The organism is Gottfriedia sp. S16(2024), assembly GCF_050473765.1.
Classification (GTDB): domain Bacteria; phylum Bacillota; class Bacilli; order Bacillales; family Bacillaceae_G; genus Gottfriedia.
In genome coordinates this window covers 3,623,945-3,642,032 of record NZ_JBFLUO010000001.1, presented here as the reverse complement: position 1 = coordinate 3,642,032, position 18,088 = coordinate 3,623,945, and the positions used below count along the sequence as shown (strand labels likewise).

The window sequence follows — 18,088 nt, the reverse complement described above, 5'->3', positions numbered from 1 at the left end:
GTGAATAATGAATCAAGAAAATATTCAGTTTATGTACTCTTTTCGATGGGACAAAAAAGCCTGTATACTTAGGGAAACTCCCTTTCGTCTACAAGCTTTAACAATTTATTTTTCAGTCGAAAATATATGGATTACCACTGATGTTTTTTCTCATTACATCAGTTATTTTATGTTTTTCTTCATCCAGATCATCACTAGTTTGATTTTTTGGTTTTCCTGTTTCTAATGGTACTTCATATACCGGTACACTACCATCGTAATATGTAGAATTATTTTCCATGTTAATTCCCCTTTTCAAATAATAGATTAGAAGTTAGTAAGACTTAATTATGTATTCTGCTTAAATCTATCCACATTTTAATTAAACAAGATAATACCTTTAATTACTATTGGGGGAATTTAACTATTTTTATCTTGAAAAGAATTCTAAAACAACCAAATTTTGGTTGATTTTAGGTGGGAAGTCCAATAAATTCAATAAAACTTTATTGGGGGAATTTTATAAAAAACACAAAAAAGTGTTATTAAAATAACAATTAATCTTAGTAACATTTTAAAATATTACTAAGATTATTCATAATGCCCTTTAAAAAAAGAATGGATTCCTCCATTCTTCTTTTGAATATTCGTTATTAGAAACTAAAAACTGGTTTAAAATCACCTTTATAAGGTTCATGCTCAACAAATACAGTTATATCCTTACCATCTTTGTCTTTACCTGTTCTTTTATAAGTAAATTTATTATTATTAAGCTCAGTCAGTTCAAGGACAGCACCATACTTATTTGTTCCGATTGATACATGTGCTCTAATTTTATTTTCGTGGGCAATATCGAAATATCCATAGTCACCACGACTTTGACCTGTTTGAAGATTGAAAAACTCATATTTATTAGTGATTCCATCAAATTTTGCAAGACTAATAAAATTCGTGTTATATTTCGTTACGTCATTCCCTTGTTCATCCAGTACTTTTGTACCATTCCAAAGTGTTTTACCTAAAATTTTATCACCATCAACGTTTTTTACAATTTCGCCTGTTTTAGAATCTAATTTTTTATCAGGTTCTGTAAAAGAAAGCTCTTTTGCTTTATAAGGAACATGTTCTACAAACACTTCTACATCGTTACCTTTTGCATCTTTTCCCATTCTTTTATAAGTAAATACGTTTTTATTTATTTTTGTCATATCGACTACAGCTTGATAATTCATTGATTCAGAAATTAAAATTCGTTTTTTACCATCATTTGTAATGAAAAATGTTCCTTTATCCCCACGACTTTGACCTGTTTTTGCATCAAAAAATTCGTATCTACCCGATTTTTCATCATATTTAGCAAGACCAATAAAATTAGCATTTTCTTTTGTTAAGTCATGATGATTTTTATCATACACTCTTGTACCTTGCCAATTAGTACTACTTAAAATTTTAGCCATTTCCTGCCCTTTTGTTAACTTGTTCTTAACTTTTTTTGGAGCTTTGTATACTCTTTCTTGCTTTTGTTTACCATGCTCTACTTGTGCGTTAGCAACAGTATTATAACCTGTTACGACTAGAGATACTCCGAGTAAAATTGATGAAATTGTTTTTGTTTTTTTAATCATTTTAAATGTCTCCTCAAATTTTTTATTCGTTATTTATATAATCTCCAATTATTCATACAATTGGTCATGAACTTTAATTATCTAGCACCTGCTTTTAGCAAAATCGCTTCAATCTCTTTAAAACCTCGCTCACGTGCATGCTGTAAAGGGCTAACATTTTCACGATCAGACAAATTAACATCTGCTCCATTATCAATAAGCAATTGGACTGTTTGTTGTTGTTTTTCATTTCCATCGTTTAAAAATATTGCTTCTAAAAGGGCCGTCCATCCTAAATTATTAATATGATTAACATCAATCTTTGTATTAGTAAGAAGTTCATTCACAACATCTACATATCCATGTTCTGAAGCGGGAATCAATGCTGTTCCTCCATACCTGTTCGTAATTGTTGGATCAGCACCAGCTTTTATTGTAAGTTTTAGAATATCAATAAAGCCCTCAGCACCAGCATATAAAAAGGGATTGTTTTTCATATGATCTCGAATATTGACATCCGCACCAGCTTCAATCAGTACTTTTGCAGTTTTGACATCGTTATGATAAGTTGCAATCATCGTGGCAGTTTGTCCATTAGAATTCTGTGCATTAATATTCGCACCATTCTCAATTAACTTCTTTACGAGAGTAGTGTCTCCTTGTTTAACTGCTTGAAATAACTGTTCGTTCACTTTTTCTTCCCCCTTAGCAAATGAGGAACATCCATTTAGCAAAAGTATGCAGCTGATTATTACTGCAAGTAACTTCCACATAAAGTAAAACGTCCTCCTTTTCCATTTCAAATCAACATGAAAATATCATTTTATTCCTGGGAAATTTTCCTCCAATCTTTTTCATTAGTTAGACCCTAGTTCGTCTGAAATCTATGTTAATCCTTAAATGAAAACTCCTTCTAAACAAATTATTAAAAAAGTATAAAATTTTTAATAATATTTCTTTATAGATTCGTCCTATAAAGTATTTTTAAACTAAAAAATGACTGCCAAAAAGACAGTCACAATCGTAAAAATTAGCAAAATAATCGTTTGTTTTTTCATATATCAATGAGTTCAAAAATGGAATATTTTACCATAAATGATTCATATATTTAGTCTAGCTGAACCTAACATTAAATGTTTCTTTAATTGAAGTTTCTTACCTTGACTATAAGGACTGTAAAAAAATTTCATAACTTAGTGGAAATGTTTTTGAGAGAAGTTAGTTTTTGAGAGAAGTTAGTTTTTAAAAGGAGGAACATACTTTTATGTGGACTATTTCTGCATCTGCACGCACAAGTGCCACTGCCTCAAGTGTTTGGTCAATCTATTGCGATTTCGCCAATTGGCCTCGTTGGGATTATGGACTCGTTCAGTACCAGCCGGATGGCCCTTTCGTTACAGGCACTTCCGGAAAATTGCAACCTGTGGGAGGGCCAGAACTCCCTTTTATGCTCATTCTAGTCAAGGAGGGACATAGCTTTGTTGATCGAACACCTATTGGACCAAATCATGCAATTATCGGTCGCCATGAGTTAATCCCACTTCCAAATGGCACCCAGATCACACACACCATCGAAATCGAAGGTCCAGATTCTGATCGACTCGCTCAAGAGATGGCGTTTAATCAAGTGGAACTATTCGAAACAGTATCAAACTTAGCTCGATATGCTGAGGAGAATTAGCACAACCGAACCTAATTCATTGAATTGTTTTTTCGCGTGAGTGGACTTTGGTAGAATAAAATTTTATATTTATCTTTTAAAAAAGCTGATTTTCCTTATGTTTAGGAATATCAGCTTTAAATTTTTAGGTTTTGTTTATGTGTGAAAACTATAACTCTTTTCTTTTTTTCGTTGCTAAACTATGCAATAATTCAAAAAAACCGTCACAATTGGACGGTTTTAAACGCTATTTATACATTAAATCGATATCCCGCTCCCCAAACTGTTTCCAAGAACTTAGGATTTGTAGGGTCTCTTTCTATTTTTTCACGTAATCTACTAATATGGACAGTTACAGTTGAAACGTCTGCAGCTGATTCGAGACCCCAAACCTTTTCATAGATCTGTTCTTTACTTAATACTTGGTTTGGATTCATAACAAAAAACACTATCAAATCAAATTCTTTTGTGGTAAATGGTACTTCTTTGTCGTTAATAAATACTTTACGAGCTGAACGATCGATTGATATTCCATGTACGAAGATTATTTTTGAAACGGTATTGTTCCCTGCTAGTCTTTCATATCGAGATAAATGTGCCTTTACTCTTGCAACTAGTTCACTTGGACTAAATGGTTTTGTAATGTAATCGTCCGCACCTAAACCAAGGCCTCTAATTTTATCAATATCCTCTTTTTTAGCAGATACAAATAAAATAGGAATGTTTTTGACTGCACGTAGTTCTTTACAAATTTCAAAACCATTTTTTCCTGGCAGCATGATATCCAAAATGATTAAATCATAATTGCCTTTTAGTGCATGTTGAAGTCCTTCATCGCCATTATGTTGAATATCAACACGAAAATCATTTATTTCTAAATAATCTCTTTGTAATTCTGCTATGCTTATATCATCTTCAATCAGTAATATTTCTTTCAATTTTTTCACCTTTCTTTAAGGAAAAGAATATACTTGTCCCTTTACCAATCTCACTAGATGCCCAGATTTTCCCACCGTGTTCTTCAATAATTTGCTTTGCGATTGAAAGTCCTAACCCGCTACCGCCAGTTTGAGAATTTCTAGATTGTTCTGCACGGTAAAAACGTTCAAAAATGAAAGGGAGTGCTTCAGGATCGATACCTTGCCCATTATCTGTTACTTGTACAATTAATTCATTTAATCGCTCATGTAATGAAAACGAAATTTTCTTTTCTTCTTTGTTCATATATTTCACACAATTGCTGACTAAGTTTGACAAAACTCTTTTTAATTTTTCTCGATCAGCATTCACATTGATTGATTGATTCAATAGATTTACCTCTATATTTATGCCTTGTTGAAGTAAATCCAAATAAATTTCTTCGACGTAAGACTCAATATACTTATTAATATCGACTGTTTCAAAATGAAATGGTTCTTTTTTTAAATCAAGCTTGGAGAATAAGAAGAGTTCATCAATTAATAAATCCATGTCCTTTGCTTTAGAATAAACGGTCGATAAATATTTTTCCATTTTTTCAGGTGTATTTGCTACACCATCTTTTATCCCTTCCACATATCCAATGATTGAAGTAATCGGTGTTTTTAGATCATGTGAAATATTAGACAAAAGCTCTTTACGATTTTCTTCATATTGAATCTGGAGATTTACCGATTCTTTTAATTTTATTCTCATTTCCTCAAATGCCTTATTTAATTCACCAATTTCATCCTTTGAATTCGTATCAATCTCGAAATTCAAATCACCAATTTTTATTTTTTCCGCACCTTTTTTAAGTTTAGAAATTGGCTTACTGATGCTACGTGAAACTAAATAATTTAGCATACCAATAATCACGATAAATAAAAAAAGCAATAATCCCAGCAAGATTGGAAACAGATTACGAATAACCTCAGTATATGAGCTTGCTTTCTTTAAGACAAAAATACTACCTTGGCTTTGATCTGGAAAATAAAAATCAAATTTCACATACGTAAAAAACAAATCATTTATTTTAATCGTATCTCGAGTATTAATATTCGTCGCCTCAAACCCAGGAAGAGTATGTATCAATGCTTTTTTATTAAGCGACGGTGAAGCGTACTCAACATTTTTTCCTTTTCTAACTACAATACCGATATTTTTTTGCTCAATCCTTTTAATCTCCTGCTTATTTAGTAATAGATTTGGATTATGTTTAGCAAGTAGCTTCAGATCAAGAAACACACTTTCTTCGACGGTAGTCAAAGGTTTTTGAACATAAGTTTTTTTGTAAAGATTTTCAACTGACTTTACATCTCCTGTTATAGCAAAAATAATTAAAAAACCCGCTGCCAATAGTAATGTGATTGAAAAAAGAATCACCCCAATATATGACAACAGAAACCTCATTTTAATTGACATTTCTTTCACTCACTCAGTTTTTAGATTTTAATCAAATCATTTTTTATTGTTAGCATGTAATCTCCTTTCGTAAACTACACATTCAAAAATAAATGACCATTTTCTATTGAAATTAAGTGAACTATATCATATAAATCTTAAAAAAGTATAAAATTTGTGTGAAATAAGTCTAAACAACAATATTCTTCATGCCTTCTTACTTACTAATAATCTCCTAAAAATCTAACAAATTTCTCATCCGCTAAAAATCCTAAAAAAATACCACCAGCATTGCGCTGGTCGCCATAATTAACTTAACCCAATGGTTTAATATAATCGTCAAGCGTTTTCCCTTTATATTTTGTAACTGGTTTGATTTTTCCAGATACGTCAGGGTTTTGCATTAGATAGTTTCTCTTAACATAATCAAGATCTTCAACTTTTCCGTCGAAATTGATATCTGCATTTCGAACATTTGTATTTAGTTTGCTAGTGATGTAGATTGCATCAAGTATATCTACAACGTTATCATTGTTAACATCTCCAGCTTTCATTGTAGCATAGTAAAAATATTTTAATTTTCCAGCAACCATTTTATCGCATGAATCTACCATTTCATCAACCTTTACATGTCTTTCGAAATGACCAGTTATTTTGATAACGATTTCATAAGATTGATCTAGTATGGGAGATTAGGTACTGAGAATCTAGCAGCACTGTTAATGGTTGCATCATAACGTTTTCCATCTTTGCCACCGATGACTGACTATTTTTACTAATTTATTAAGCATGTTCTTAATACTTGTCTATGCTTAAATTATATTCTAATTGACATTTTTTATGGAAATAAACACTAAAAAATAATCAAAAAAGATGATTTTTGTTGTTTTTTGTAAGATATTTTTCATTAAAAATTGTGGGATTTGTAGGAATTCATTTTTAAATTACAAGAATTATATAGTTGAAATATTGTTTTTACTAAAGAAAAAAGCTATACTCCGTTTTGAAGTAGAGCTTCCAATAAAAAAATACACCTCTATTAAAGAGATGCATTGCATGATCATTTATTTATGAAAAAGAATTCGATCATATTTGATTTCCTTACTAAGTGTTTCCCCATCTTTTTCAATAGGAATATAGCAAATTACCATACCACCTATTGTTTTTTCATTTGGAATATCAAAATGAATCATCGTTTTTGCACTTTTCCACACATCAATTGTTGTTGGTAATGCAACAAGATCATCCTGCCGATCGTAATTTCCTGCTATTATTCCACTGTTTTCATTATTTATACCGTCAAACGTACACAGCTCAACTCCAGTATAATCTGTTTTGAAAGTAACATTGTAATAAGTATTTTTTTTATCTTTCCATCTCTCTATTTCAAAATCGTGATTTTTTGTATTCGTTAACAACATTTCATCCATGTGTTCAATAGTTGATTCTTTTTTTGCAACCGATTCATTATTAAGTTTGAATTTATATTCACCAGATGCTTTATAACCATCCATTTCGACAACATAAATACCACCTCTTTGTATATTAAAAGAACCTTGATATTTTGCCTTCTTTTTAATCGATGTTGTGAAAACAATATCTCTCGTTTTTTTATTATAGATCATTAAATCTACATAACCTTTATTGACAACAAATGAATAATCAAGATAGTACACGTCCCCTTTATGTGCACTAAACGAAGTTATTTTATCATAATCATCCAATTCAAACGAGTTACCATTAGATGATTTCATTGTACAACTCGACATTAATACTAACATTAAACTTGCACACACAATAAACATTTTCATTCTCATTTTCGATCCCCTTTGTTTAATGACTAACTTAATAGTCACATAATTACAAAGAGTTGGAAAGCATAATTATTATAATCTTTTTTACCTCACCGTTTCTTCCACCAAATCGGTTACATGATCATTAATTTCTTTTTCAATTTTTATCTCTTCTTTAATTATCTTTTTTTCATCAAGAGTATCTGCTTCTTTTAACATTTCAGTAAAATTATCAGAGGGTCTAATAAATTTTTTATTAATTTTATTATATTTAAATTTTGATTGATAAACGGCTATAAATTCGTAAAAATCAAATCCTGTATTAAAATAAGAATCGCTAGATAAAAAGGCAACAAATTCATCACCTTTTACAGATGGTCTATGACCGTCTGGTATGATCAAATATGTTTCGTCTAACTCCTTTTTTTGTTAAATTTGGAAATTTATCTTTCATTCCGATTTGTTTTGCAGAAATATATCCACCTTGCTCTAATATTGTTATAATCTTTCCTTCTAAAGATGAATCTCCTTTTAATACATTATTAACTTTAAAGGATAATTTCGTTAATGGATTACCAATACCAGTTGCTTTATCCATGTTTACATAATTCTCAGTAGACAATACTACTCCCTCAACAGCTAATTGAGAGTCTTTCATTAGTTGGTTAACATCATTGTACGTAACTGCAAAAGCAAGTTCTTTATTTACAACTTTTGCATTTTCTGTAAAGTTTTGACCGTTCTCATTAATAAGTTCTTTTTTAGTAGAATTATCAGTCTTAATGACTTTTGCTATTGAAGTAGTAGCTTCTTCTTTATCACTTTGAGTTTGATCATTACATGCAGTTAAAAAGGAAAGCGATAATATAATAAAAAATAGTGATCTCATCTTCTTATACATTTTTAATCCACCTTTATTAATAAAGATAATTTATCCCATTGAATTCATCTTTTCTAGGAAATTGGATTCCAATAGAATAAGCTATGTCTGCTCCAGGATCCATTAACTCCTTTGCAGTATGATTTAGCCCAAATGCATGTCCAATTTCATGACTAATAGTTACTTGTTGATATTGAGGAAATTTTGACAATAAACTTTCGGATAATTCAATTTTTGACCAATACCAATTTTGTACAGACGGATCCACTTTTGTTTGATTTACAAAAAACATAGTTTGTCCTACAATACCTATTCCAATTGATTGGACCTTGTAAATATCAACTGTACTAGCACTTTTATTTGTTGTTTTTCTATATGAAATTGGTGTCGTAATACCAGTGTATTTTGTTGAATAAGTCCACCGGTCAAATGCATTTGCTATTTTAGTAGAAAACGTACTTGCCGATGAGTCTACCCAATAAAATTTTGTACTTTTTCCGTAGTTTCCAATTCCAGAAGACATCTTATGGCCTTTATAAGTGGTATAAGTTTTTGCGTTAATTGGAATCATAAAAACAAACATTATTCCTAACAATAAGGCTTTTTTTATAAATCTTTTCATAAAACCCTCCACAAATAATTTTTTTAAACTCATTTTTGCTGTTGAGATCAATTGAGATGGTAAACAACAAAATGAATTCTATTAAATCTTACCAAAATTTAGCATTTATTTGTTTGTAGTAATGTGTCTATAATAAGAATTTCAGACTATACCAACCTCTTAATTTAGCAGGACTATTTACCAGATTAATTATGTGATAATTATTCCACTCAATTAGAATATACCTATAAAAACAATCTAAATTTAACGGATTCAACAACTTCGAAAACCAGTTTACTAAAGGAATAATTTTTCATAGAGATACTTTAGTGTGATTTAAGAATTAATACCTATAATAAGAAAAGGAGAATTTATCTATTTTTACTATCGAACAAAAATTTAAACAAAGGTTAGTAAAAGATTTATTAGCATTGTTTTATAATAAAAATCTACAAAATAGCAAAAAAAAAAGACCATTCAAATGATTGGTCTCTAAAATTATTTAAGATTTCTTTTTAAAATTTTCCCAGTACTATTTTTAGGTAGTTCTTTTACAAAATAAATTTCCTTTGGAACTTTATAATAAACAAGTGCTTTTTTGCAAAAATCAATGATTTCACTTTCTAAAAGTGAGTCATTTGAAACGACTAAATAAGCACATACACTCTCACCTATTAATTGATTCGATTTTCCGACAACTGCTGCTTCAATAATATTAGGATGCTGATAAAGGCGCTCTTCTATTTCTCTAGGGTAAACATTATATCCGTTCGTTATAATAACATCTTTTTTTCGATCTAATAAAAATAAATACCCATCTTCATCCTTTTTACCGAGATCACCTGTTTTAAACCAACCGTTTAAAAATGCTTTTTCAGTTTCTTCTATATTATTTAAATAACCACTCATTACATTTGGACCAATCGCAACAACTTCTCCTACTTCACCAACTGGAACTTCTTCACCATATTCATTTACTATTTTTGTCTCAACACTAGGTAGATCTAGACCAACCGATCCCGGTTTACAAATACCACGATATGGATTAAAAGTAAGTACTGGAGTTGTTTCAGATAATCCATAGCCTTCCACAATTGACACACTGTATTTTTCTTGAATCGACTGTAATAATTCGATTGGTATAGATGCCCCACCAGAAATACATGCTCTCAAACTACTAAAATCGTTTGCTGTCGCGCTTTTTAATTGATATAAATAATTATAAATCGTCGGGACTGCTGCAATTAAAGTAGCTTTTTCTTTTTTTATTACGTCAACTAATTCAGCTGGATTAAATTTAGGAATGATGATCGTTGATGCTCCATTTAACAAAATCATATTTACACATAATGTTAAGCAAAATGAATGAAACATAGGAAGGACGGCAATCATTTGATCATTTTCGCTTAATTCGATTAACTTAGAAAAATCATTTGCATTTTCAATTAAATTAAAATGGGACAACATTGCACCTTTAGGATTACCAGTTGTTCCCGATGTATACAGAATGACAGCCGTATCATCCTGTCGGGTTTCAATTTCTTCTAATTGATTTTTTATTTTCACTATCGGTTGTATTTCATCTATTAAAATAATATTTAATAATGTAGGACACTGTTTTTTAACACTTTTAAGTTTTTTTTCCTGTTCACTAGTTGAAATAACAAGTTTTGTAGAAGAGTCATTTAAAATATAGCTAAGTTCACTCTCCGTAAAAGCCGGATTTAAAGGAATTACAATTGCACCAAGTCTTAATATTGCTAAATAAGTTTGAATAAACTCAGGAGAATTTCCTAATAAAATCGCAATTTTATCTCCTTTTTCAATCTTATTTTCGACTAAAATTTGAGCCAGGTATTCACAAGATGAAATGAGTTCTTCATAATTTGTTTTATTTCCATTGTATTTATATGCTATGTTTTTCCTTTTATTTTCCGCTACTTCTTTGATGATTCCATATATGTTCATTACTTTATCAATCCTTAGTTAATTTCGTTGTTAGTATTTCATACAATTAATTATTCTTGAAAACACAAAAGTTAGAAAGAGACCTTTCTAACAATCAATTTGACTATTCTATATTCACACTTTAATCTTAATTTTTATTTCAAATTCAATAAAAGTACCGACTTTAGTCCTTATTTTCTATTAGTCTATAATGGTATAATTTTAATACTACATAATCATATCATAATTAGCGAGCAGGTGAAATGAATGGCACAACCAATAATCAACAGTAAAACAAAAAAATCGTTAACAAGAATTGGTGTAGTAATCGCAATAATAGGTACTAAATTAAAGCTAATATTACCGTTATTAAAAGCTGCAAAATTTTTATCTTTCTTAAGCATGATCTTGTATTTATTTGTATACGGATTTACATTTGGATGGTATTTTGCTTTCGCACTCGTTTACTTATTAATTTGTCATGAAGGCGGGCATTTAATTGCTGCGAAACAAAAGGGTCTACCAACTTCACCAGCATTTTTTATTCCTTTTGTCGGGGCAGTTATTTCACTTAAAGAAATGCCAAAAGATGCTGTAACGGAATCTTATGTAGCGTTTGGTGGTCCGTTTTTAGGCTTAATTTCAGTTTTACCAGCAATTCCTCTCTATCATTACACGCATAATGAATTTTTCGGATTAGTAATTGCTTTAGGCTGTATCCTTAATTTGTTTAACTTAATTCCGATTTCTCCTTTAGATGGAGGGAGAATTTTAAGTGTTTTACCTCCAATTTTTTGGTTTATCGGTATTATGATGATGCTAGTATATTTATTTTATCAACCTAACTTTATCGCATTTTATATTATTATTTTAGGTATTACTACATTCATTAAACGAATTCGAGAAGCTTACCAGTTAAAGGTAATTAAAGAAAAAATAAAACTATATGAACATACAATTAAACAATTTCAATTTGGGATTTTTAATGACTATTCTGATCGTACGATTGTAAAACGTTTCTTTATCCCATTTTTTGAAGATAATAAGAAACTAGAATTCGAAATTCATAAGGAACGTCTTGAAATAAACTATCTAATTCGAACTGTTCGAGCACGCCTCCATGAACCAGAATTAGATTGGCGAACTTATATTGATGAAAAGATTCAAGAAATTAAGCATAAAAAGGTGGCACCTTTACTGAAACAACAGGAAACATTAGAAACTTACTATGTTTCTAGTAATCGTAAAAAATGGCAAATTTTTATTGCTTATATCATTTTAGCGAGTAGTTTAGCTTTACTTGGATTTTGGAGTTTTGGTTTAATTGAACATGTTTTAGGTAGATAAGTGAAAAAGAACCTATTTTGAAAATACTATTCAAAATAGGTTCTTTTCTTTTAATCGTTTAATATTATGTCCCTTTTATGTATGCCCCTTGATATTCTTACTGTTTTTATTTACTACGGGGGTGTTGAAGAAAAGTATAGGGCTAAGGAAACCATTAATAATATGCATTTGTTAGAGCTAAATAATAGTTTAGTTTAAAAAAAGGTAGAGGAATTTTGTGGCAAAATATGGAATATCTTTAAAGGAGATAGAACTGAACTGAATTTTATTTTACATACTTTTTTGCGTAAATTTGAGTTTTGTTTATATTACATTTAAAAAAGGCAGGAGGTATACTACAATGTTTGGATATGTAATTTTGGGAATTGTTATTTTAATAATTGCATTTGGCTTCTTTATGGAAAAGAAGTTTGGAACTGGCTCTCCAAATAAAAGCGATAATCAAACATTAAATGAAGAAATAGGGAGAGAATCAACCAATCCTAATAATTCGAATAATATTAATGGACCATACTAAAAAGTTCTTCGCTAAACAGGGGGAAATATGTTAAGGAGCAAACTAATTTCTGATTTAGTAAATAAAATATTGTGCTTAAAAATAGATCATCCAATTCGAGTGGGTATTAGTGGGATCACAGCATCTGGTAAGACAACAATTGCAAATGAAATTGCTGAGGAACTTAAACACAGGAAAAAGAACGTGATTAGAACTAGTATAGATAATTTTCATAACCCGAGAGAGATTCGCTACAAACTCGGGAAGGAATCTGCTTTAGGATATTATGAGTTTGCCCATGATTACGAGTCTTTTAAGCAAAAACTTTTAATTCCTTTAGGACCAAATGGCAACCTACATTATCAAACAACTTCCTTCGACTTGCTTAAAGATGAGTATATTAATGCAGATTTAAAAGTTGCAACCAATGATATGATCTTTATGATAGATGGAACATTTTTATTTAAGAAGGATTTGTGTAACCTGTACGATTTTAAAATATTCGTACATACCGAATTTGATATTGCAAGAAAAAGAGGAGCAATCCGAGAAGAACGAGCATTCGGAAGCCTTGAAAAAGCAGAAGAAATGTTTATTAAAAGGTATCATGCAGCTTCGAAACTCTATTTGGAGCAACACTCACCTCAGCTTAATGCCGATGTAATTATTAATAATAATGATTTAAATAATCCGAGTTTTGTATAAAAAATAATAAATTTTTGTTCTACTAACTCATGCTTCATTCTCAACTAAAGGCTATCTATCTAGACAGCCTTTTTTTATATTCGGCTCCGTTGAATTTAAAGATTGATTTTTGAACTTAAAAAAGATTGTCTAATTTGATACCCTTGAAGAAAATCTTAATCAAGTAAATCATACTTTAATTCAATAATATTCTTTCTTACATGTATAAAATTATTATGTATTTTCTTTAGTTCTGTATGGTCTTGGAGACGGGATTGAAGTTAATCTTTAATTAATTCATCGTATTCTTCTTCGTCTATCTCGATTGGAATCCATTCACCAGAACGAGGATAAAAACCTTTTAAAAATAATAGGTTAAGTGATTTTAATGGGGATTACCTTATCATAATCTGAAGTTAAAAACATACCGGTATCAATTATCAAATCTGTAATGGTGCCTTCTTTAGTAACAAACTTGTTATTTGAACCATATGCTTCTGGGAATAAATCATACTCTAATGTTCTCATATACTTTATCCTTTCTTTTATGGTTTTTACTGTACTACTATTAAACTAATTATAACATTCCTTAAATAACTATCCTGCCGTTTACTTCCATAAAAAAATCGACTAAATAGCCGATCATGTTGTTCATCCAATGTACACGATAGTTTAAGAAGAAATCTTTAAAGTTGGAGATCTACCATTCAATATTTAACTGATTTTCTCCGCCAACTCTAAAATAATTCCCTCTGGACCACGAACGTAGCATAACTTATAACTTTCTTCATATTGCTGTATCTCACTAAAGATTTCCATGTCTTTCTCTTTCAATTTTGCAACAATAGCTTCGATATCTTCAACAGCAAAGCAAATGTGTCGGATACCTAGCGTATTTGCAAAAGGTTTCTGAATATCTGTTTCATCTGACGGCGAATAAAATTTGACTAGTTCTATCCATGTCTGACCATCTGGCATCCCTAATCCTACACATGCCGTTTTAACATCTTTAAGCCCAACTATTTTGTCTAACTGTTCTCCATCCAATTCCCATTCCGCGTGCACTTCAAGTCCTAAATCAAGAAAAAACGCTTTAGCCGCTGAAAGATCATTTACGTTTATACTCACATGATCTATTCTATTGATCTTCATATCTCAACCTCCTATGTTCCTGTTATTTTCAATTTCTGTGAGTTTAAGGTTTGTTTGATATTCTAATTCCCTTAAAACAGAAAATATCCTTCTTCAACTAATCTGCCATTTGCTTATATAAATAAAGCTACCTATTTAACTATTGCAATGAGTTAGTTGAACAAATTTCTTTCAAGTCAGCATATTCTTACTGAATTAATTTACGATTTTATGTACTATGCAATTTGTTCTATTTTACACTTTTGGCAAAGTGGTTATTCAGATAAAAAAGAAGTCATTCTCTGTTTCATTTCGCCAAATGAAATACCGTAATAATATAAAGCTGTATTTTCAGAACCTTCCCAATAGCTATAAAATCGTCCACAACCATCAAGTTCTTCATCAATTTTTTCGATCACATAGTTTATATCACAGTTCTGATACACTTCTTCAGACAATTCTGTACCATTTAAATATAGTGCAAGTCCTTCAAGAGTTCCAACAGATTGTTCGAGCCCATCGCCTCTCAGAAAGGACCCCTTTGGTACACCAATTCTATCAATAATTTGTAGTAGTTTATCAACGTTTTCCATTTTGTTATCTTTAAGTAATATTTCTATATCACAAAACTCTATTTCGCCGGTTGCCTGTTGCATCGTTCCGCCACCGTCTATGGTTCCGCATTTACTAGCCTCTAAAGCTTCGTTTATAGGTTCCTCGAATAACTCGCCACGATCAATAGGTAGTACCCGTGCATTAAGTTGTAATGTTAAATGATAATTATTATTTTTTTTAAAAATATCAAACAGTCCCATTTTTACCTCCACATATTTTTTCCGTATTTTTTCGTTAAAGTGATTTAGTTTAAGAAACAACTTTTTTAGTAAAATATAGCCCTAAGCTAATAATATCAATATCTAAGACTATAAAACTCATTTACTTATGGTATAGTTCGCCTCAATATTATTAATGTAACTAAAACAATGCGTTTGTTGAATAAGATTGTCTTTTATTTTTTAAAGTTCACAAATGAACCAATTAAAGCCCCTATTCCTCCAAAAAGTAGTGTTGATGAACCTTTTAAAAATGAGCGTTCAAAAAATGCTATATTTAATAGCCCATTATAAAGAAAAATAAATATGAAGCAGATTACAATAAAATACCACTTTGAAGTAAACCCACGATTCAAACCGTGTTCTTTCATTTTCTTTTTAATCAAATGTTGAGTGTAGAATAAGAAAACAAGAAAAAGAACCAATAAAACTAACACAATGCTAATCGAAATTTTCATTTTTATAATTGTATAAAATATCATAAAAACAATTCCAATAATTATTAATTCAATCCTTTCATACCTATTCATAATTACTCCTTTTTATTGGTTATTTCAACCTGTTATTTTAACTAAAATGTTGATAAGAAAATTATCTATTATGTGTCAGTAATCGTCAATTGGGTTATTTTTTGTGTACTATGAAAATAATTTCTGTATAAAAGGAAGTCTATGTCGCACTTCCATAGTAGTTACATAAGGATATAAAAAAAAACCTATCCAAATTGATAGGTTCAAAATTAAATTATTATTAATTTATTTCAAGTACTTACTTACCACATATCCTAAATTCCCATCAACATTCACATAATTCCATCCAGTAAATTTCTGAAGTACAATGACCTGCTTGTTTTTACTAATAACTTTTATTGAACGAGACGATGTACTTTTCGTTAATTTTAATGGAATTGCAGCAGTAGTAGTTTTTTTCTGATTAATACCGTTTGTAATCTTTACCTCTGACTTCTTCACATAATATACATTTGCTCCGTTGGCAATCTTTACATAAGTTTTATCTTCACGAATTACAATAAAACGCATATTTTTAGGTGCTCTTTTTTCATACTTCTTCAAATACTTGTCACTATAAAGGGCTGCTCCATTTGTTTTGGTAACGTCTAAAAACTTAGGTGATATTAAACGGTAGTTATTTTCAATATAGTTAAAAGATCCATATACTGTATTTGATTTCACTTGAGTATAAACTGGATCATTAACAAATCCGCTTAATGCAATCTCATATTTTACAATTTCTTTCTCACCGATTGGGGTGATAGTATTTGTTTCTGGATTTTTTATTGGAAACTTCACAACCTGAGTCGTTGTTTTAGTTGGTATCTTATTAAATGTAAAATCTGTATATCCTTTGTTACTTCTTAGATAGCCCCAACTTGTACCTGCCGGAATTTCAAGTGTAATTGAAAATCCACCTTCTACTTGCTGTACAGATTTTATTTTAGGACTTGTAAAAAAAATAGGACTGCTTTGTTTGATTTCAAAAAATGCTCCAGGAAGATTTAAATCTGGACCCCCTTGCCAATTTGGTGTGCTTGAGAAATCACGATTTCCATAAGTGTCGTATGACATTATATTTAATGTTTCTGGTCCTTTTGTAAGGTTATAAAAATTCTGGAGGTATGTATAAGTTCCGTCTGGATTAAACTCATCTTTTGTAATTACCTTCAAAAGATTTGGTATTGTCTTTATTCCACCACTATAGATCTCCATTTTTTCAAAATCAGGGTCACTTGGACGCTTGACTGTTAAGTAAGCATAATCCCCCTTTTCATTAACTTTAATGAGTTCAGCGTGTCCGGGAGGCGTATAATCAATAATAAAATTTTTACTTACTTCTTCGCCATTATCATTTCTTACAACTAAAGTATACAATCCATCTTCATTAATTAAATCATTTGTGAAAACTTGCTTAGCTACACCATCTTTATATAATAAACCGTTTCCATTAAAATTTAGTACAGAAGGGTTAACTGTTGATTCCAAAGTTATTGATGGTGGCGTAGTGTCTTTTTCTGTTGAAATGTCAGTATTATAGATTAGACTTCTTCCATCAGCAGTTATTTCATAAATTTTATAGTTATACGTTGTATTAGAAACTAAGCGTCTATCATCCAATCTAAAAGACATTCCATAATCTATTGTACCAATTACTTCATTATCACGTTGTAATTCATAACTTAAACCTTCTTGATTAGGTTTCTCTAACCAATTAAAAGAAATTTCATGTTCAGTTTTTGTAATCTCAATATTATCTGTTGCTGTTGCATAAACTTCTTTTGGAAGATATAAACCAAATAATCCAACCAAAAAACAAACAAGAATGAGGAAGGTTGTCCTCAATTTATTATTTAAACTCAACAAAATAAATCCTCCCTATATTAAAACAAATAGAATACCAAAATATATTTTAATAGAAAGATTCTCTAGGATATAGTGGGAAAAAATGGAACACTTTTTGCACAAAAAAACTGATTTCTAATTATTTTAATAGAAATCAGCTTTTTCATATTTATAGATACATAACTTTATCTTTCTCTTTTTTTACTCTTATAATTATCTTTGCTGTTAACTGCTCTGGTTGTTCGTACGCGAACTGAATTTCAGTAAAAAGTTCGTTTATAATCTCCTCAACATTCCCTAATGTTAGTTTTTTTTGAAAGAAACTCCACTTTAATCTGACCTTTCAAATTTCATTCCTCTCAAAATAATTTAGAAATTACTTATAAAGAAAAGAGAATCCATTGCTCTTCATGAA

The 18,088-nt window shown here is 30.2% G+C and carries 20 protein-coding genes; 4 read left to right on the top strand and 16 right to left on the bottom strand.

What is annotated here, in order from left to right; translation table 11 throughout:
* Nucleotides 1-112 precede the first annotated feature (112 nt).
* From AB1282_RS17185 to AB1282_RS17175, 3 genes are all read right to left on the bottom strand, one after another.
* Nucleotides 113-280: a hypothetical protein gene (locus tag AB1282_RS17185; RefSeq protein ID WP_429899631.1), complete on the bottom strand. Its 168-nt coding sequence runs from the start codon at nt 278-280 to the stop codon at nt 113-115.
* A 352-nt stretch (nt 281-632) separates the two neighbouring features.
* Nucleotides 633-1,604, bottom strand: coding sequence for a DUF4822 domain-containing protein (locus AB1282_RS17180; RefSeq protein WP_429899630.1), 972 nt, complete (start codon nt 1,602-1,604; stop codon nt 633-635).
* A gap of 77 nt (nt 1,605-1,681) precedes the next feature.
* Nucleotides 1,682-2,356, bottom strand: coding sequence for an ankyrin repeat domain-containing protein (locus AB1282_RS17175; RefSeq protein ID WP_082459663.1), 675 nt, complete (start codon nt 2,354-2,356; stop codon nt 1,682-1,684).
* Between the two features lie 491 nt (nt 2,357-2,847).
* On the opposite strand from AB1282_RS17175, the gene AB1282_RS17170 reads away from it, so the two are divergent.
* On the top strand, nt 2,848-3,264 hold the full coding sequence (locus AB1282_RS17170; protein ID WP_056477260.1) for an SRPBCC family protein: 417 nt from the start codon (nt 2,848-2,850) through the stop codon (nt 3,262-3,264).
* A 230-nt stretch (nt 3,265-3,494) separates the two neighbouring features.
* Here the strand turns inward: AB1282_RS17170 and AB1282_RS17165 are convergent, their stop codons facing one another.
* The 8 genes from AB1282_RS17165 to AB1282_RS17130 all read right to left on the bottom strand — a co-directional run bounded on the left by AB1282_RS17165 (nt 3,495) and on the right by AB1282_RS17130 (nt 10,846).
* On the bottom strand, nt 3,495-4,181 hold the full coding sequence (locus AB1282_RS17165; protein ID WP_056477256.1) for a response regulator transcription factor: 687 nt from the start codon (nt 4,179-4,181) through the stop codon (nt 3,495-3,497).
* On the bottom strand, nt 4,159-5,625 hold the full coding sequence (locus tag AB1282_RS17160) for a sensor histidine kinase (RefSeq protein ID WP_429899629.1): 1,467 nt from the start codon (nt 5,623-5,625) through the stop codon (nt 4,159-4,161). Before AB1282_RS17160 ends, AB1282_RS17165 begins: the two co-directional genes overlap by 23 nt.
* A 293-nt stretch (nt 5,626-5,918) precedes the next feature.
* On the bottom strand, nt 5,919-6,218 hold the full coding sequence (locus AB1282_RS17155; protein ID WP_429899628.1) for a dockerin type I domain-containing protein: 300 nt from the start codon (nt 6,216-6,218) through the stop codon (nt 5,919-5,921).
* Nucleotides 6,219-6,668: 450 nt separating this feature from the next.
* Nucleotides 6,669-7,421, bottom strand: coding sequence for a hypothetical protein (locus tag AB1282_RS17150; protein ID WP_429899627.1), 753 nt, complete (start codon nt 7,419-7,421; stop codon nt 6,669-6,671).
* Nucleotides 7,422-7,502: 81 nt separating this feature from the next.
* Nucleotides 7,503-7,799, bottom strand: a complete 297-nt coding sequence (locus tag AB1282_RS17145) for a hypothetical protein (RefSeq protein WP_056477249.1) — start codon at nt 7,797-7,799, stop codon at nt 7,503-7,505.
* Entirely contained in the window at nt 7,777-8,298 is a 522-nt protein-coding gene (locus tag AB1282_RS17140) for a hypothetical protein (protein ID WP_429899626.1), read from the bottom strand. Before AB1282_RS17140 ends, AB1282_RS17145 begins: the two co-directional genes overlap by 23 nt.
* 16 nt (nt 8,299-8,314) lie before the next feature.
* Complete coding sequence (locus AB1282_RS17135) at nt 8,315-8,899, bottom strand: reprolysin-like metallopeptidase (protein WP_056477243.1); 585 nt, start codon at nt 8,897-8,899, stop codon at nt 8,315-8,317.
* Between the two features lie 477 nt (nt 8,900-9,376).
* The gene (locus tag AB1282_RS17130; protein ID WP_429899625.1) at nt 9,377-10,846 is read right to left on the bottom strand and encodes a long-chain-fatty-acid--CoA ligase; all 1,470 of its coding nucleotides are present in this window, start codon (nt 10,844-10,846) and stop codon (nt 9,377-9,379) included.
* Nucleotides 10,847-11,092: 246 nt separating this feature from the next.
* Here AB1282_RS17130 and AB1282_RS17125 point away from each other — a divergent pair, with 246 nt between their 5' ends.
* From AB1282_RS17125 to AB1282_RS17115, 3 genes are all read left to right on the top strand, one after another.
* Entirely contained in the window at nt 11,093-12,172 is a 1,080-nt protein-coding gene (locus tag AB1282_RS17125; RefSeq protein WP_056477237.1) for a site-2 protease family protein, read from the top strand.
* 340 nt (nt 12,173-12,512) lie between these two features.
* Complete coding sequence (locus AB1282_RS17120; RefSeq protein WP_156339761.1) at nt 12,513-12,689, top strand: hypothetical protein; 177 nt, start codon at nt 12,513-12,515, stop codon at nt 12,687-12,689.
* Nucleotides 12,690-12,716: 27 nt separating this feature from the next.
* The gene (locus AB1282_RS17115; RefSeq protein WP_056477234.1) at nt 12,717-13,373 is read left to right on the top strand and encodes a uridine kinase; all 657 of its coding nucleotides are present in this window, start codon (nt 12,717-12,719) and stop codon (nt 13,371-13,373) included.
* Between the two features lie 354 nt (nt 13,374-13,727).
* On the opposite strand, the gene AB1282_RS17110 is transcribed toward AB1282_RS17115, so the two are convergent.
* From AB1282_RS17110 to AB1282_RS17090, 5 genes are all read right to left on the bottom strand, one after another.
* Nucleotides 13,728-13,880, bottom strand: coding sequence for a hypothetical protein (locus tag AB1282_RS17110; protein ID WP_390313088.1), 153 nt, complete (start codon nt 13,878-13,880; stop codon nt 13,728-13,730).
* A 186-nt stretch (nt 13,881-14,066) separates the two neighbouring features.
* Nucleotides 14,067-14,504: a VOC family protein gene (locus AB1282_RS17105; RefSeq protein WP_056477232.1), complete on the bottom strand. Its 438-nt coding sequence runs from the start codon at nt 14,502-14,504 to the stop codon at nt 14,067-14,069.
* Nucleotides 14,505-14,758: 254 nt separating this feature from the next.
* The gene (locus AB1282_RS17100) at nt 14,759-15,298 is read right to left on the bottom strand and encodes a hypothetical protein (RefSeq protein ID WP_429899624.1); all 540 of its coding nucleotides are present in this window, start codon (nt 15,296-15,298) and stop codon (nt 14,759-14,761) included.
* 194 nt (nt 15,299-15,492) lie between these two features.
* Nucleotides 15,493-15,846, bottom strand: a complete 354-nt coding sequence (locus AB1282_RS17095) for a hypothetical protein (RefSeq protein ID WP_056477226.1) — start codon at nt 15,844-15,846, stop codon at nt 15,493-15,495.
* Between the two features lie 225 nt (nt 15,847-16,071).
* Nucleotides 16,072-17,694, bottom strand: coding sequence for a hypothetical protein (locus AB1282_RS17090; protein WP_429899623.1), 1,623 nt, complete (start codon nt 17,692-17,694; stop codon nt 16,072-16,074).
* Between the last annotated feature and the right edge of the window lie 394 nt (nt 17,695-18,088).

What these genes read in the sequence shown, in the direction of transcription:
- AB1282_RS17105 (WP_056477232.1), bottom strand. Translation starts at nt 14,504, where the DNA reads ATGAAGATCAATAGAATAGATCATGTGAGTATAAACGTAAATGATCTT.
- AB1282_RS17100 (WP_429899624.1), bottom strand. Translation starts at nt 15,298, where the DNA reads ATGGGACTGTTTGATATTTTTAAAAAAAATAATAATTATCATTTAACA.
- AB1282_RS17135 (WP_056477243.1), bottom strand. Translation starts at nt 8,899, where the DNA reads ATGAAAAGATTTATAAAAAAAGCCTTATTGTTAGGAATAATGTTTGTT.
- AB1282_RS17175 (WP_082459663.1), bottom strand. Translation starts at nt 2,356, where the DNA reads ATGTGGAAGTTACTTGCAGTAATAATCAGCTGCATACTTTTGCTAAAT.
- AB1282_RS17150 (WP_429899627.1), bottom strand. Translation starts at nt 7,421, where the DNA reads ATGAGAATGAAAATGTTTATTGTGTGTGCAAGTTTAATGTTAGTATTA.
- AB1282_RS17185 (WP_429899631.1), bottom strand. Translation starts at nt 280, where the DNA reads ATGGAAAATAATTCTACATATTACGATGGTAGTGTACCGGTATATGAA.
- AB1282_RS17155 (WP_429899628.1), bottom strand. Translation starts at nt 6,218, where the DNA reads ATGGTAGATTCATGCGATAAAATGGTTGCTGGAAAATTAAAATATTTT.
- AB1282_RS17110 (WP_390313088.1), bottom strand. Translation starts at nt 13,880, where the DNA reads ATGAGAACATTAGAGTATGATTTATTCCCAGAAGCATATGGTTCAAAT.
- AB1282_RS17130 (WP_429899625.1), bottom strand. Translation starts at nt 10,846, where the DNA reads ATGAACATATATGGAATCATCAAAGAAGTAGCGGAAAATAAAAGGAAA.
- AB1282_RS17120 (WP_156339761.1), top strand. Translation starts at nt 12,513, where the DNA reads ATGTTTGGATATGTAATTTTGGGAATTGTTATTTTAATAATTGCATTT.
- AB1282_RS17180 (WP_429899630.1), bottom strand. Translation starts at nt 1,604, where the DNA reads ATGATTAAAAAAACAAAAACAATTTCATCAATTTTACTCGGAGTATCT.
- AB1282_RS17125 (WP_056477237.1), top strand. Translation starts at nt 11,093, where the DNA reads ATGGCACAACCAATAATCAACAGTAAAACAAAAAAATCGTTAACAAGA.
- AB1282_RS17160 (WP_429899629.1), bottom strand. Translation starts at nt 5,625, where the DNA reads ATGTCAATTAAAATGAGGTTTCTGTTGTCATATATTGGGGTGATTCTT.
- AB1282_RS17140 (WP_429899626.1), bottom strand. Translation starts at nt 8,298, where the DNA reads ATGTATAAGAAGATGAGATCACTATTTTTTATTATATTATCGCTTTCC.
- AB1282_RS17095 (WP_056477226.1), bottom strand. Translation starts at nt 15,846, where the DNA reads ATGAATAGGTATGAAAGGATTGAATTAATAATTATTGGAATTGTTTTT.
- AB1282_RS17115 (WP_056477234.1), top strand. Translation starts at nt 12,717, where the DNA reads ATGTTAAGGAGCAAACTAATTTCTGATTTAGTAAATAAAATATTGTGC.
- AB1282_RS17170 (WP_056477260.1), top strand. Translation starts at nt 2,848, where the DNA reads ATGTGGACTATTTCTGCATCTGCACGCACAAGTGCCACTGCCTCAAGT.